This is a genomic window from Streptococcus sp. HF-1907, assembly GCF_015594605.1.
Lineage (GTDB): Bacteria > Bacillota > Bacilli > Lactobacillales > Streptococcaceae > Streptococcus.
The window spans coordinates 53,179-65,460 of sequence record NZ_JADNQT010000011.1 but is presented as its reverse complement, the minus strand read 5'-3'; the positions used below and the strand labels follow the sequence as shown (position 1 = coordinate 65,460).

15 protein-coding genes, 1 rRNA gene and 5 pseudogenes are annotated in these 12,282 nt (G+C 37.5%); 8 read left to right on the top strand and 13 right to left on the bottom strand.

Annotated features, from left to right (window positions below; translation table 11 throughout):
* The 7 genes and pseudogenes from IYQ92_RS07055 to IYQ92_RS10620 all read right to left on the bottom strand — a co-directional run.
* A 16S ribosomal RNA gene (locus IYQ92_RS07055) occupies positions 1 to 85 on the bottom strand; the annotation flags it as partial.
* A 503-nt stretch (positions 86 to 588) separates the two neighbouring features.
* A pseudogene (locus tag IYQ92_RS10525) lies at positions 589 to 696 on the bottom strand (M13-type metalloendopeptidase); the annotation flags it as partial.
* Between the two features lie 37 nt (positions 697 to 733).
* Positions 734 to 1,444, bottom strand: a complete 711-nt coding sequence (locus IYQ92_RS10320; protein WP_267490044.1) for a M13 family metallopeptidase — start codon at positions 1,442 to 1,444, stop codon at positions 734 to 736.
* The gene (locus tag IYQ92_RS10625; protein ID WP_324253067.1) at positions 1,351 to 1,659 is read right to left on the bottom strand and encodes a hypothetical protein; all 309 of its coding nucleotides are present in this window, start codon (positions 1,657 to 1,659) and stop codon (positions 1,351 to 1,353) included. Before IYQ92_RS10625 ends, IYQ92_RS10320 begins: the two co-directional genes overlap by 94 nt.
* Positions 1,660 to 1,686: 27 nt before the next feature.
* A complete protein-coding gene (locus tag IYQ92_RS10520; RefSeq protein WP_267490043.1) occupies positions 1,687 to 1,812 on the bottom strand; it encodes a hypothetical protein in 126 nt (41 codons plus the stop codon).
* A 58-nt stretch (positions 1,813 to 1,870) separates the two neighbouring features.
* Positions 1,871 to 2,269 (bottom strand): hypothetical protein, encoded by a 399-nt coding sequence (locus tag IYQ92_RS10315; RefSeq protein WP_229311339.1) that lies wholly within the window; start codon positions 2,267 to 2,269, stop codon positions 1,871 to 1,873.
* A gap of 50 nt (positions 2,270 to 2,319) precedes the next feature.
* Positions 2,320 to 2,421: a hypothetical protein gene (locus IYQ92_RS10620; RefSeq protein WP_324253066.1), complete on the bottom strand. Its 102-nt coding sequence runs from the start codon at positions 2,419 to 2,421 to the stop codon at positions 2,320 to 2,322.
* A gap of 125 nt (positions 2,422 to 2,546) precedes the next feature.
* Between IYQ92_RS10620 and IYQ92_RS10515 the strand changes: the two genes are divergently transcribed.
* Positions 2,547 to 2,672 carry a hypothetical protein gene (locus tag IYQ92_RS10515; RefSeq protein ID WP_267490042.1) on the top strand — a complete coding sequence of 42 codons (126 nt, stop codon included), beginning with the start codon at positions 2,547 to 2,549 and terminating at the stop codon, positions 2,670 to 2,672.
* A 328-nt stretch (positions 2,673 to 3,000) separates the two neighbouring features.
* Here the strand turns inward: IYQ92_RS10515 and IYQ92_RS07040 are convergent, their stop codons facing one another.
* From IYQ92_RS07040 to IYQ92_RS07030, 3 genes and pseudogenes are all read right to left on the bottom strand, one after another.
* Positions 3,001 to 3,828, bottom strand: a complete 828-nt coding sequence (locus IYQ92_RS07040) for a PrsW family glutamic-type intramembrane protease (protein ID WP_195676012.1) — start codon at positions 3,826 to 3,828, stop codon at positions 3,001 to 3,003.
* 134 nt (positions 3,829 to 3,962) lie between these two features.
* Positions 3,963 to 4,259, bottom strand: a pseudogene (locus IYQ92_RS07035) (IS30 family transposase); the annotation flags it as partial.
* A gap of 236 nt (positions 4,260 to 4,495) precedes the next feature.
* A complete protein-coding gene (locus IYQ92_RS07030; protein ID WP_195676011.1) occupies positions 4,496 to 5,404 on the bottom strand; it encodes a hypothetical protein in 909 nt (302 codons plus the stop codon).
* Positions 5,405 to 5,809: 405 nt separating this feature from the next.
* Here IYQ92_RS07030 and IYQ92_RS07025 point away from each other — a divergent pair.
* From IYQ92_RS07025 to IYQ92_RS06995, 7 genes and pseudogenes are all read left to right on the top strand, one after another.
* Positions 5,810 to 6,490 (top strand): annotated as a pseudogene (locus IYQ92_RS07025) (conjugal transfer protein); the annotation flags it as partial.
* Positions 6,487 to 6,714 carry a hypothetical protein gene (locus IYQ92_RS07020; protein WP_195676010.1) on the top strand — a complete coding sequence of 76 codons (228 nt, stop codon included), beginning with the start codon at positions 6,487 to 6,489 and terminating at the stop codon, positions 6,712 to 6,714. The pseudogene IYQ92_RS07025 and the gene IYQ92_RS07020, both read left to right, overlap by 4 nt.
* A gap of 8 nt (positions 6,715 to 6,722) precedes the next feature.
* A complete protein-coding gene (locus tag IYQ92_RS07015) occupies positions 6,723 to 7,775 on the top strand; it encodes a phage tail tip lysozyme (protein WP_195676009.1) in 1,053 nt (350 codons plus the stop codon).
* A gap of 58 nt (positions 7,776 to 7,833) precedes the next feature.
* The gene (locus IYQ92_RS07010; protein ID WP_195676008.1) at positions 7,834 to 8,139 is read left to right on the top strand and encodes a toxin-antitoxin system protein; all 306 of its coding nucleotides are present in this window, start codon (positions 7,834 to 7,836) and stop codon (positions 8,137 to 8,139) included.
* A pseudogene (locus IYQ92_RS10615) lies at positions 8,126 to 8,502 on the top strand (hypothetical protein). The gene IYQ92_RS07010 and the pseudogene IYQ92_RS10615 overlap by 14 nt, the downstream one beginning before the upstream one ends.
* Before the next feature lie 110 nt (positions 8,503 to 8,612).
* Complete coding sequence (locus IYQ92_RS07000; RefSeq protein ID WP_004224179.1) at positions 8,613 to 8,885, top strand: helix-turn-helix domain-containing protein; 273 nt, start codon at positions 8,613 to 8,615, stop codon at positions 8,883 to 8,885.
* 54 nt (positions 8,886 to 8,939) lie between these two features.
* Positions 8,940 to 10,162, top strand: a pseudogene (locus tag IYQ92_RS06995) (site-specific integrase).
* Positions 10,163 to 10,267: 105 nt separating this feature from the next.
* On the opposite strand, the gene rpsI reads toward IYQ92_RS06995, so the two are convergent.
* From rpsI to IYQ92_RS06980, 3 genes are all read right to left on the bottom strand, one after another.
* Positions 10,268 to 10,660 carry a 30S ribosomal protein S9 gene (rpsI, locus tag IYQ92_RS06990; RefSeq protein WP_002886375.1) on the bottom strand — a complete coding sequence of 131 codons (393 nt, stop codon included), beginning with the start codon at positions 10,658 to 10,660 and terminating at the stop codon, positions 10,268 to 10,270.
* Positions 10,661 to 10,682: 22 nt separating this feature from the next.
* Entirely contained in the window at positions 10,683 to 11,129 is a 447-nt protein-coding gene (rplM, locus tag IYQ92_RS06985; protein ID WP_195676007.1) for a 50S ribosomal protein L13, read from the bottom strand.
* A 247-nt stretch (positions 11,130 to 11,376) separates the two neighbouring features.
* Entirely contained in the window at positions 11,377 to 12,237 is an 861-nt protein-coding gene (locus IYQ92_RS06980; RefSeq protein WP_195676006.1) for a DegV family protein, read from the bottom strand.
* Positions 12,238 to 12,282: the final 45 nt, after the last annotated feature.

Sequence of the window (12,282 nt, the reverse complement as noted above, 5' to 3'; positions counted from 1 at the left end):
GCAAGCTCTTCCTTCAGCGTTCTACTTGCATGTATTAGGCACGCCGCCAGCGTTCGTCCTGAGCCAGGATCAAACTCTCATTAAAAGTTTGAGTTCTTCACTCATCTTCTGTCGCTGACAGATTTATTGTTCATTGACGAAGTAGTTTTACTACCTCACCCCTGCACTTTTGGTTCGTCTTGTTCAGTTTTCAAAGGTCTTTGCCTCTCAAGAGACAACCTCTATATTCTAGCAAATAATCAACTACTTGTCAACTACTTTTTTCAAAAAAGTTTTTTAACAATCGACTATCTGTTAGGTCTCTTTGCGAGACGACTATGTTAGTATACACGATTAGCTATGATCTTGTCAACTGGGGGATTTGGACTGTTTGCTGGTTTATTTTTTAAAAGCTTATAATCCCATCAAATATTTATTCTTTTGTATGGTTTTTGTGGTGATTTTTACTTAATAGTGATAACAACTTTCTCGCAAAAGAGTTATAGACGAACTTTATTTTTTTATAAAAAACACAGCGTAGAAAAGGCTACAATGTGTTTGAAATGTCGATTTCATTATCAGTTCAAGATATACTTACTAAATTGTCAATCATTTTTCTGGTTCTAGATATATCTTATCACCCTTTTTCACGTCAAAAGTGTCATAAAATTCTTTGAAGTTGCGAATAGGGATATTAGCACGTAATTCGTATGGTGAATGGGCATCTGACTGAACGGAAAACTTGCTAAATTCTTTAGTAGCTTTTTGGCGCCAAACAGCTAGCTACCCAAGATTGGAAGAATGCTTTGTAGTCCGGATTAGCCTCTGTCTTCAAAGCTTTTAGTGCAACCATGACACCGCCATTGGCAGCGATGTTTTCGGCTAAGGTTTGTTGACCGTTGACCTTGCCACCTGTTGCCTTAAAACCATCCCACTGAGCAACCATCGCCTTGGTTTTCTTTTTATAATTTGCTAAATCTTTCTCATTCCACCAATTGTGGAGATTTCCATTTTCATCAAATTTCATACCGTTGATGTCAAAGGAGTGGAAAATTTCATGGTCAATAATAGCTCCGATAGCACCGTAATTTGGGCTAACAGATTTATTTTTGTCATAAAATGGTGCCTGAAGAATAGCCGCAGGAAAAACAATGGCATTGGCATTTGGATCGTAATAGGTATTAACTGCATTGGCACTCATCTTCCACTCATCGCGCTGGCGAGGTTGGTTAAATTGGTCAAAACTTCGTTTTTGAGACAGGTATTTATAGCGATAATTATTGTCAAAGAAGCTGACCTTGCTATCAAACTGATAATCTCTGTAGAGGTCTGAGTAATTGTCAGGGTAGCCAATGAGTAATTTCATAGCATCTAGTTTTTTAATAGCTTGCGCCTTGGTTTCTTCTGACAGCCAATCATTCTTTTGCAGACCTTCTTTATAGATAGAGATGATTTTCTTAGCCATATTTTCGACATCCTGACGGCTTGTTCACCAAAATATTTCTTCGCGTAATAGTCTCCTAAAATGTGACCGAAGGTAAACTCCGTTTGAGTGTAGGCGTTCTTTTCTTTGGAGTCCATTTGTGTCAGCCCTGACGATAAATTCTTGTAGTAGCTGGCAGCTTTTCGAGCATTTTCATCCAAGAAATCTGACTGCCCAATCAACAAATCAATGGTCATCCAAGCCTTGATGCCGTCAAGATTTTCCTAAGTTAAAACATCATTGATTTTCCCAAAGTAAGCCCGATCTTCAACAATCACGTCCTTGTCGGTCGGTCCGACCAAACTTTCAATCAAGGTTTTAAAGCTAAATTCAGATGCATACGAATCCACCTTACCAAGTGATTCGGGATGATAGCGAGCTGCTGTCGTATCTTCTTCTGAGCTGTTTTCACTTGATGCTTTCTACGTTTTTTTCGGACAAGAGGCGGTCAAATTTCAGGGCTGCTTCTATCATTTTCTCAGCGTCGCCATCTGATTTTCCGGATTGTTTCAATAATGCTGTCGCTGACTTCCTATAAGCATCCAAGGTTGTTTGTTCTTCTTCATTACTTTTTTTGTATAAATCAGGCGATTGGAGAAGGGCTTCTGGTTGGCGCAAGACAAGCTGCTTTTGACTGCCATCTTTAGCATCTGCCTCCACTGTCAATGAGAATGGCAGAGCATAATTGGTGTACATAAAATCATGGGCCAGCTGTTGAAAATCTGACATAGATTTGACGTCTTGAATTTTTTGAAGAATTGGTAGGCTGGGCTTCATTCCGTCCTTGTCGCGAGTTTTGAAATCCATGGCTTATTTGTAATAATCCACCATCTTTTCTTGCTCAGTGTTGGTAGGCTTTATTTGGCCTGTAGCCATTTTTCCATGTCCGAACGAAGGAGTTTCTCCAATTTTGATTCGATTTCAGAAAAAGCACTGATATTAGATTGTCCTTTATTCAATTTTGTTTTAGCCAGCCAATCCCTGTTGACATATTGATAGAGATTGTCCTTGGGGGCTGGTAGTCTGCTTAGAATCCCTGCTGCTTGCTTGTACAGAAAGCAGTGCTAGCGCAGAAGTGACTACCATGCCTGACATGAAACAAGCAAGTAAACCAATGGTTGTCGCCGATTTTAAAGAATGTTTAGATAGCATCATTTTCCTTTTCTTACAAAACAAGTTCTTCCGTCAGGGCATCACCAGTCAGTCGTAAGGAGACGTCCGCCATTTTAGTAATTTCTCGGCTGTGCGTTACCATTACTGATATGATTCAATCCATGTCAAGAGTATCCACAAAGCAGATATGACTGTAAAACGCCTTTGGAAGTAAGAACGCTGCCTTAACATCAGAACATCCTTTGTCATACCCAATCGCTAAGAATAACAAAATTGAAAAGTACAAGTCTAAGTGGTCTGCATAAAAAAACAGCCGTACATTTATTTTGTACGACTGACCTTCAAAAACATACACTTTTTTAGATATTTAACCTGTCTACTTGACAGGGGGCATATCATTCTCACGGGTGATTTTGATTAGTGCTTTAGCTATTGCTATTTTCTTCATCAAGCTTAAATAGAAGTTGATAAAGCATAATGAAGAAGAAAAGATTAATTGAAATAAGAAGGCCTGATGCCCATGGAAAATCACTTTCTAAATTTCGAAGAGGTGAGTTCCAAGCAAAATGAGTAGCAAAAGCACCACAGGCATAAAGGAAGCCAATAAGGCAGTATTTTTGATTAATAGCCTTTTGACATGAATGCCATATCAGGACTAGCCCCATAGCAAGAAAGGACGTATAAAGCCAGTGAGATGATACTGCCCCAATACTGCGGCCAAGGATTCCCGAAATCGTATAAGAAAAACCATCAGCTAAATCTGAAAGGATATAGGAGAAATCTTCACTAATCTGAAAACCTAGACCAGCTGTTATAGCCACAAGTAAGAGCCCTTTGTAACTTTTTGTCGGTACCATATAGATAGCAAAGAGAAAAGCTGCCAGTTTGAGAGGCTCCTCAACAAGAGGAGCCATAATGGCATCTTCAAAACGATAGAAAAAATGTTTTGAAGATAGGTGGACCGTTACCCATTCATGAGAAAAGGTATTGGCATAACCAGCTATCCATCCTGTTATAAAGAGACCACCAATTAGGGCAAAGGCTAGCACAAGTGGTCTAACCTGCCATTTTTTACCTAAGTGATTAATAAGAAATAAAGACGGAACGATATAGCATAGAGCAATGAGTGTTGATAGCCCAATGATACCGTAAGCTGAACCAGACAGAGCACCTGAAGTGTATGATTGGGTATCATAAGTCAGGCCAATAGCTGAAAGAAACAAAAAAATATACAGGGTTAATTTTCGAAACATGTATAACCTACTTTCCAAATGATACTTCCAGTATATCAAATAATTCTTTGTCGCCGAAATATTTCAATTTTTTTATTTCCCTAATTGTCAAGTCAAGTGCAACAAAGTTGTTCTTCTGATTAAATGAGTATCTTTCAAGCTGTTTGAGTTAGCTCAAACAGCTTTTTTGCGGACTGATAGCCACGGATTCGTCTAGGTCTTTCATTGATAGCCTTTGCATAGTCCTCTAAAAGATTCTGATTTAGTTCTTTTAACGAACACCCCTTCGGAATGAACTCTCTTAGTAGTCCACTAAAATTCTCATTTGTACCTCGTTCATAAGATGAATAGGCATGTGCAAAATAAACATCTAATCCCTCTATCTTACTCAATGATGAAAATTCGTTTCCATTATCTGCAGTTATGGACTTCATGGGATAAAGTTTTATGACTAGGAGTTGGAATTACTTTGAATGTCTGTCACTTCAAGCTTCTAGGCTTTTATATTTTGTCGCAATTTCAAAAAGCTAGAATTACTTTGAAGAAAACAGGGAGTTTTTTAGAGTAACATGTATATTTTCCTTGATTGGCTAAATCACGTAAAAGTTTAAAAATAACTACACCTTTATCAGAAAAGATTCCAATAAATTTGAGTGAATTGCTTTGAAACAGAGAAATATTGACTATTCTAAAAAACAGAAATTCTACCTATAAAGCAAAATTTTATAAGATTTTTGAATTTTTCCCGTTCTTCTGAACTTGATAGATAATCTTCTAAATTATATTGCTCATAAATTGCTGTTACTTCCTCAAAATTTTTATATAGTCCATGTGAAGCCGAACGAACATCAGCATGATTAATAACTGATGCTAACAGTCCATAAGAATCAGAATAATTTCTCAATTTAAGAGGTAAATCTTCCTGACTAAAATCTTCCTCGTATTCAATAATCTCTGCTTCTGAAGGATAATCCATATTTTGAATCTTTTCACGATTACTGTTGAGCCAGAACCTAGCTTCATCAATCCCCTTAGTTTTCACAATCGATAAAAGAAACTTGTCAAGTAGTTGAATATTATCAAATCCTTCTACTTCAACTAATTTTTTTAACGTTCGATATCTAATTTCAGGAGGCAATAGAGAAAAGAATGATAAAACATTTTTATCTGACTTTAAGTTGAGATTATACTTCAAAAAATATTGAACAAACAGATATGAGAACAATTCCCAAATAGAATCCTCTGCCATAATTAATTCATCTTTATTAGCAACTAACACATTCGCTGTATGTGTATGTTTATTCCCAATTTTCCTTAATCTATTTATCGTTTTTTCAAAATCTTTGACTAGCCGTTTATCAACTTTATTATATTGTTCAGTAACTTTAAATTTATCATTTTTTTCATAGGCAGTTATATCCTCTAAGTTCATAGGTTCTCCCGCCCCTAAGTCTAAGAACTTACGTGCTAATAACTCAGTTAATTTTCTTAATAATACTATTCTACTTCCATCACTAATATCAGAGTAATAAATATCAGCAATTAAATCAGAGAGAATCAGTTCATAATCATTATTATCAAAAGGTGCAATAGCCATAATTTTTCCCTTCTAAAAATAGCATATGAGCTAAACTCACATGCTATAAGCTTTTCCATTAATTCTCTGAATTTACTTCATTAGCTAATCTAGCAAGAATAATTTCTTTATGTGAATTAACAGAAGTTGATACAAGCTCAATAAGAGCCAAAATAACTTCAGTCCAATTGACATTCATTACTTCTTCCTCCTTCTAGGCACTCCTGTGCCAAAAAACCAAGAGCTTGTAACGACTTAATACTATTAAAATACTACAAATATGTCAAATATTTATAATATATCTTTCGAGAAAAGACATATTTTTTAGGAAAAAAAGACTAAAAGGGCGGAGCAATAATATATAATCTAGCTTTTCTTTACAAAATCAAGTGAAAATCCATCAACTATATTTACTTCGAACGGTGAGCTCTTTCCATAATAGATACCTTGCTTTATCAGATAACCGTTTCAAATGGACAAGACCAGATGAAACAACTACCTACAAAAGCCACTAACGCCTTTGAAATGGCTCAAACATCTGGAAACTTTTTCCTTGCTGGAGCGGGATTTGGAGCGGGACTATTCATGAATGCTGGTAAACAGATGAAAACTCTTTTTTCAAATCCCCATCCGACTTCAGAAAAAACAGAAAGTTCAACACCTTCAGAAAATGACGAGGAGGAAACACCCGCTACTTCTTCCTTTGAAGAAACAGGCGTTCCCAACGAGGTAACAACAGCATTTCAAGAGCCAGATATGCCAATGGAGACTTTTGAATCTGCTATTCAGGAAGAAGACACAAGCGTTCAACCTTTTGACACAGAACCTTCTCCGCTAATGGATACAAAGCAAAGCAGAGAACAGAAAGAGTTTGAAGAGCGCCGTCAAAATCGCCTCTCTTGGAGACAGAAGCGCAAAATCAATAAACTCGAAAAAGAATTAGAACCTTATAAAGATGATGAAGCACTATACCAAGCGCAAGGTTCAAATGCCTTTATCAGGAACTATCGTAAAACCTTGCCAAAAGACGATAAATTAAAAGTCAATATCAACCGTAAACATCAGATAATAGAGGAATTAGCACGATTGAGAGGAGGAAAGGAATGATGAATACACGTATTTATTCTAAAAGAGGTTTTGAACAGACGGTGAACAATGCGGTTGCCCTTGCCTATGGAAAGAGAAAGCCTTCTATTGATTTTTTCCTTTTATTTTCAGTAAAAGAGACTGAGAAAGAGCAACTGTTGGCAACTATCAAAGAAAATCCTCTCATTTTAACGGCTCAATGGCGATTTGAAACGGTGATGATGACAGTCTACGTGAAAACTTAGGAGGGAAGATGAAGAAAAAACTAGTAATTGTTAGTGCTTTAAGTGCTCTGGTTTTACCTTTGTTCTTAGTCGTCATTATCATGGGAGCTTTCGCAGGTAGTGCGTCTTCTAATGGACAAACCAAAGGACTACAAACCAAACTAACGGCTAAAAAAGTAGCTCAAAAAGCCAATATTTCAGAAGAACGGGCTAGTGATGTCATCAAAATTCTCAACCATGAACTCTCACAAGAGCAATTTACTATCGCAGGAGCTTCTGGAAGTTTAGCGGTTGCAGAACGTGAAAGTGGATTTGACCCTAAAGCAGTCAATACAGGTGGTGGTGTAGCTGGTTATTTCCAATGGTCAGGCTGGTCTTCTACTATCAATGGCAATCGCTGGTCAAAGGCAAAACAAAAGAAATTAGATTCTGATATTGAACTAAACCTCTTATCTACAGAGCTAAACGGCTCTTATAGCAAAGTCAAAACAGAAATGCAAAAAGCGACTGACCCTGAAGAGGCAGCGCTTTATTGGTCAGAACATTATGAAGGGGTCGCTTTATCAGACGGTCAAACCAAAGCTAGTGACCTGAAAAAGAATGCGAGAAAATGGTATAACCTCTTCAAAGATACCTTAACAGGTGAGACAACTGCCAAATCACGAGGCGGTGGAGGCGTAACTTCTGATGGAGTACCTGCTGGATATAGCCTTACAAAAGCAATCAACACCTCTAACTACACTTCTGCGACTTATCCTTGGGGACAATGTACGTGGTTTGTCTATAATCGAGCCAAAGAGGTAGGCGTTAACTTTGACCCTTATATGGGCAATGGTGGGGATTGGAAGCAGAAAGCAGGCTACCAAACCACACATACACCAACAGAGCATAGTGCGATATCTTTCTCTCCTGGTCAGGCTGGTTCTGACCCAACCTATGGTCACGTAGTTTTCGTGGAGCAGGTCAAATCAGACGGGTCTATTCTCATTTCAGAAGCAAACGCCAAGGGACTTGGAGTTGTTTCTTACCGCACATTTGATAAAGCAACGGCTAACCAATTTACTTATGTGATTGGGAAGTAAAAATTTGACAAAAAAAACTACATTTGTCGTACAATTGAAGTACAAAAGAGGTGATTGTATGACTAAAAAAATGTTTCAAAAGCGAGTAGATTCAGAATTACTAGATGAAGTATCGGTACTATACAAATCCTTAGGAACTTCTGTAGGTGACGCTTTCGTGATGTTCTTACAAAAATCAAAGGAGGTGAATGGATTGCCATTTGATTTAAGAAAACAAGTCCATGCTATTTCTGATAATCCTTTAGAAAGACTAGCTTTGGCAAACTCAAATGTTATCAAAGTGACTGCTTCTAATCCAGAAGTAATCGCAGATTTCTTTGATGAAGACTATCCAGAATACGAGGAAAGACATGGACAACTATAACCCATATGATATTCTGATAGCGACTATCGCTTTTAGTGATGGGACGGGAGCTAAAAGACGTCCTGCTCTAGTCATTGCAAATAATGAAGAAGTTATCAGAACCTACCGTCTCTAGTCATTGCAAATAATGAAGAAGTTATCAGAACCTACCATATCACTAGTCAGTATTCCCGTAAATCATCTTATATTCGTTCAAAATACTTTGAAATAAAAGAATGGGAAGAGGCAGGATTAGTGAAACCATCTTGGATTGATACCGTTCAACTTTATGATTTAGATGTAGAACTTGTTCAAGTTCGCTTAATCGGAAAGTTAACAGAAAATGACCAACAGAGATTTGAAAAATTTTTAAAAGAAAATTAAGATTATACGATTATATTATAAATAATCCTAAAACTTTTCTTTTTCATAATCTCCTTAAGGTAAGGGCTTTATAGCTCTTGCTTTTTTATTGCCTAAAAGGGAGGAAAATTATGCAAGTTATTTTACCAGAAGAACAAACAAAAGAAATTCAACTGTTTGTTGCAAATCTTATTAAAAATGAGATTGAAACCGTTAAAGAAGATTCAGGACAAATTAGTCCTTTTTTAAATAAAAAGCAGACCTGTCAGTATCTGGGAATTTCAAATAACACGCTGGATATCTGGATAAGAAAGGGAATGCCACATATTCGGATTGGAAAAACAATTCGATTTGATAAAGACAGTATCCGTAGATGGATGATACAACTGGAAAATCACTTTTGATTTCATTATAATAAAGTCAGGGTAATTTTCTAGCTCAGTAAAAAGGAGATTACTATGACAATTACAAAAACCTCAAATGGTTCTTATCGTTTAAAACTCTATGTTCCAACAGAAGCTAGACCTTCTTTGGGAATTTCAGGAAATTACTACGATAAGCGTTTTAAAACAAAGAAGGAGGCTAAAGAAGCTGAACTACACATTTTAATAGATATTAACACTATCCAAAAAGGGGGTGCATTACCACATCAAGCAATCAATGGCGATATTCTCTTCAAAGATTTTTATCATAATGTCTGGTGGGAAGCCTATAAAGCAGGTCAAACGACTTCAACAAATAAACCACCCACTCTTCCAACAGTTAACAATACAGAAACTGTTTTTAGATTACATATTTTACCAATGTTTGGAAATTATTCCATTAAATTTTTAAATCAGAATAAAACAGTCGTCTTAAATCTGATGACTGCTAAAGCAAATGAATATGCAAATTTCAAAGTCATACGTAGTTATGTTAATTCCATTTTTGACTGGGCAGAGGAATTAGAATATATTGAAATGAATCGCCTATCTAAAACAATCAGTCGTATTAAGGCTACTAAAAAAATCAAATTACAAGAAGCTAAGCGTGATGAAGATTTATACCTTACTTTAAGTGAGTTACGGGAATGGTTTGAAATGTTCCAAGAAGACCTAGAAAACAAAAAATTGTCGCTTAAAGACTATGTTTTATTTTTTACAACTTTTATCTTAAACGACCGTAAATCGGAAAGCTATGCTTTACAGTGGAAACATATCTCCTTAGATACATCTGAAATTGGTTTAATCCAAGCCTTGGATAAATATAAGAAGCCTAAGTCTACTAAAGGAGAAAAGAAAACAATTTTTGCTATTCCTCAAGAGCTAACTGTTCTCTTATATCAATGGAAAATTCAACAAAAATCAGAATTAGCAAAATTTGGTATCATTCAAACTCCAGAACAATATGTCTTTACTTATATTGACACTAAAGGCAATGTGAATAGCCCTCTGCATGCAGATTACCTTAATAACAAGATGAAATCTGTAGAACGTCGCCATAAAAATCTTAGGCATGCCACTCCTCACATGTTAAGGCATACTGGTGCTACTTTAGCTAGAAGGCAGGAATGTCTCTGGAATCCATTTCAGAAGCTTTAACACATAGTGATTTGAGTACAACAAAGATTTATGTTAATACTTCAAATGTTGTTCCACTTAGTGCTGGCGAAACTGCTTACAGAGAGCTCAAAAATAAATAAGGTAAAAATAAGGTGAATTTTGAGGTGAGTTTTTCAAAAAGTGCACGAAAAAACACCCAATGAGGTAAACATTGAGTGTCTGTAATCGTTGCTGTAAAGCTGTTCTTAACGTTTTGAGAATTGTGAAGCTTTACGAGCTTTTTTAAGACCTGGTTTCTTACGTTCAACCATACGTGCATCACGAGTAAGAAGTCCAGCGCGTTTCAATGAATCGCGGAAGTCTGGGTCTACTTGAAGCAATGCGCGAGCGATACCGTGACGGATCGCACCTGATTGACCAGCGTATCCACCACCTACAACGTTAACGTGTACGTCGTATGAACCTTCAGTTGAAGTAACTGCGAAAGGTTGGTTGATAACGAGACGAAGGTCTGCGTGTGGGATGTATTCTTCTACATCTTTTTTGTTAACAGTAATTTTACCAGTACCTGGAACCAAACGTACGCGTGCAACGGCGTTTTTACGGCGTCCTGTACCTGTGTATTGTGCTTGTGCCATTTAGATAATACTCCTTTCTCTCTTAGATAAGACCTGTAATGTCAAGTACTTCTGGTTGTTGTGCAGCGTGTGTGTGCTCTGAACCAACGAATACTTTCAATTTCATACCTTGTGCGCGTCCAAGAGTATTGTGTGGAAGCATACCTTTAACTGATTTTTCAATCAAGCGAACAGCGTTTTTAGAACGCAATTCACCAGCTGTGATTGATTTCAAACCACCTGGGTACAATGAGTGAGTATAGTAAACTTTATCAGTTGCTTTTTTACCAGTCAATTTAACTTTTTCAGCATTGATAACGATAACGAAGTCACCTGTATCAGTGTGTGGTGTGAATGTTGGTTTGTTTTTTCCGCGAAGTACGCTAGCAACTACTGCAGAAAGACGTCCAAGAGGTACATCTGTTGCGTCAACAACGTACCATTTACGTTCAACTTGGCCTGGTTTAGCCATGAATGTTGTTTTGTTCATGATTTCTCCTATACGAATTCGTAATATTTGTTTACAAGGGTGATGGGTGTTCCGTCCCATCGAAGGTATTTGGAAGGTTCCGGGGCCTTTCAAATGGGGTAAACAATACCGTTTATTATAATACCAAAAAAACAGGCTCTCCGTCAAGTGATTTAAACCTGTTTTCCGTTTTATTTCCCATAAAATCATTGACTTAAGTAGGTATTCGCTTCCAGCTACTAACTATCTAAACTAACTAGGAAATTTCTTAGCGTGCTTGATTCCCAACGGTGAAGACAGCTAGGGTTCCTGGTCCTACGTGGCTTGTGATGACTGGTCCCAATGGGAGTACAATGACCTTGTCTATACCATCCTTAGCCAACAGCTGTTCTTTAAGAGATTCTGCTGCCTCTGGGTCTTCGGCATGAGCAACCAAGGCTGTTGTATGGTCTAAATCTTGGCTGGCTTGATTGAACATTTCTTTCATACCTTTTTTGCGACCACGTGTTTTAGATAAAGGCACGAGCTTGCCCTCAGTATCCAACCATAAAAGAGGTTTGATGTTAGCTAGACTTCCGATAATAGCAGAGCTTTTTGACAAACGCCCGCCACGCATCAAATGATACAAATCATCAACTAGGAAGTAGGTCCGCAGACGTGGCACAACATCCTCTAACAGAGCTTTGGCTTCATCCAGAGACTTGCCTGCATCACGCGCTTCAACCGCCAACATGGCTAAGTAGCCTTCTCCCAAGCTGGCAGCCAAGGTATCAATAACCTCAATTCTTGCGTCTGGGTATTTTTCCAAAATCATCTCACGCGCAATCGTGGCACTCTGATATGTCCCTGAAAGAACAGATGAAAAGGCTAGGTATAAGATTGGTGTGCCTTCTTTGGCATAGGCTGAAAATGCCTCTTCAAACTGACCGACGTTCACCTGGCTGGTTGTTGGTTTAGCGCCAGCCTGCATTTTTTCAATTAAGAAAGAATTGGTGATGCGGTCTGGTCCGACTGTTTTATAGGCTTGTCCATCCATTTCGATGCTTAATCCAAGCAAGCCCACTTGATTATCAATGGCCCACTGCTCGTCTAAATCTGCTGTTGAATCCGTAAAAATTTTAAAAGACATATTGATCCTCTGTGTTAAAGTATTTTGATTGTCAAAGTAATTTTA

Excerpts from the sequence above, each read along its gene's own strand:
- IYQ92_RS06980 (WP_195676006.1), bottom strand. The coding sequence starts at position 12,237 with ATGTCTTTTAAAATTTTTACGGATTCAACAGCAGATTTAGACGAGCAG.
- IYQ92_RS07010 (WP_195676008.1), top strand. The coding sequence starts at position 7,834 with ATGACTAAAAAAATGTTTCAAAAGCGAGTAGATTCAGAATTACTAGAT.
- IYQ92_RS07000 (WP_004224179.1), top strand. The coding sequence starts at position 8,613 with ATGCAAGTTATTTTACCAGAAGAACAAACAAAAGAAATTCAACTGTTT.
- IYQ92_RS10625 (WP_324253067.1), bottom strand. The coding sequence starts at position 1,659 with ATGACCATTGATTTGTTGATTGGGCAGTCAGATTTCTTGGATGAAAAT.
- IYQ92_RS07015 (WP_195676009.1), top strand. The coding sequence starts at position 6,723 with ATGAAGAAAAAACTAGTAATTGTTAGTGCTTTAAGTGCTCTGGTTTTA.
- rplM (WP_195676007.1), bottom strand. The coding sequence starts at position 11,129 with ATGAACAAAACAACATTCATGGCTAAACCAGGCCAAGTTGAACGTAAA.
- IYQ92_RS07030 (WP_195676011.1), bottom strand. The coding sequence starts at position 5,404 with ATGGCTATTGCACCTTTTGATAATAATGATTATGAACTGATTCTCTCT.
- IYQ92_RS07020 (WP_195676010.1), top strand. The coding sequence starts at position 6,487 with ATGATGAATACACGTATTTATTCTAAAAGAGGTTTTGAACAGACGGTG.
- IYQ92_RS10320 (WP_267490044.1), bottom strand. The coding sequence starts at position 1,444 with ATGGCTAAGAAAATCATCTCTATCTATAAAGAAGGTCTGCAAAAGAAT.
- IYQ92_RS10515 (WP_267490042.1), top strand. The coding sequence starts at position 2,547 with ATGCCTGACATGAAACAAGCAAGTAAACCAATGGTTGTCGCCGATTTT.
- IYQ92_RS10315 (WP_229311339.1), bottom strand. The coding sequence starts at position 2,269 with ATGGATTTCAAAACTCGCGACAAGGACGGAATGAAGCCCAGCCTACCA.
- rpsI (WP_002886375.1), bottom strand. The coding sequence starts at position 10,660 with ATGGCACAAGCACAATACACAGGTACAGGACGCCGTAAAAACGCCGTT.
- IYQ92_RS07040 (WP_195676012.1), bottom strand. The coding sequence starts at position 3,828 with ATGTTTCGAAAATTAACCCTGTATATTTTTTTGTTTCTTTCAGCTATT.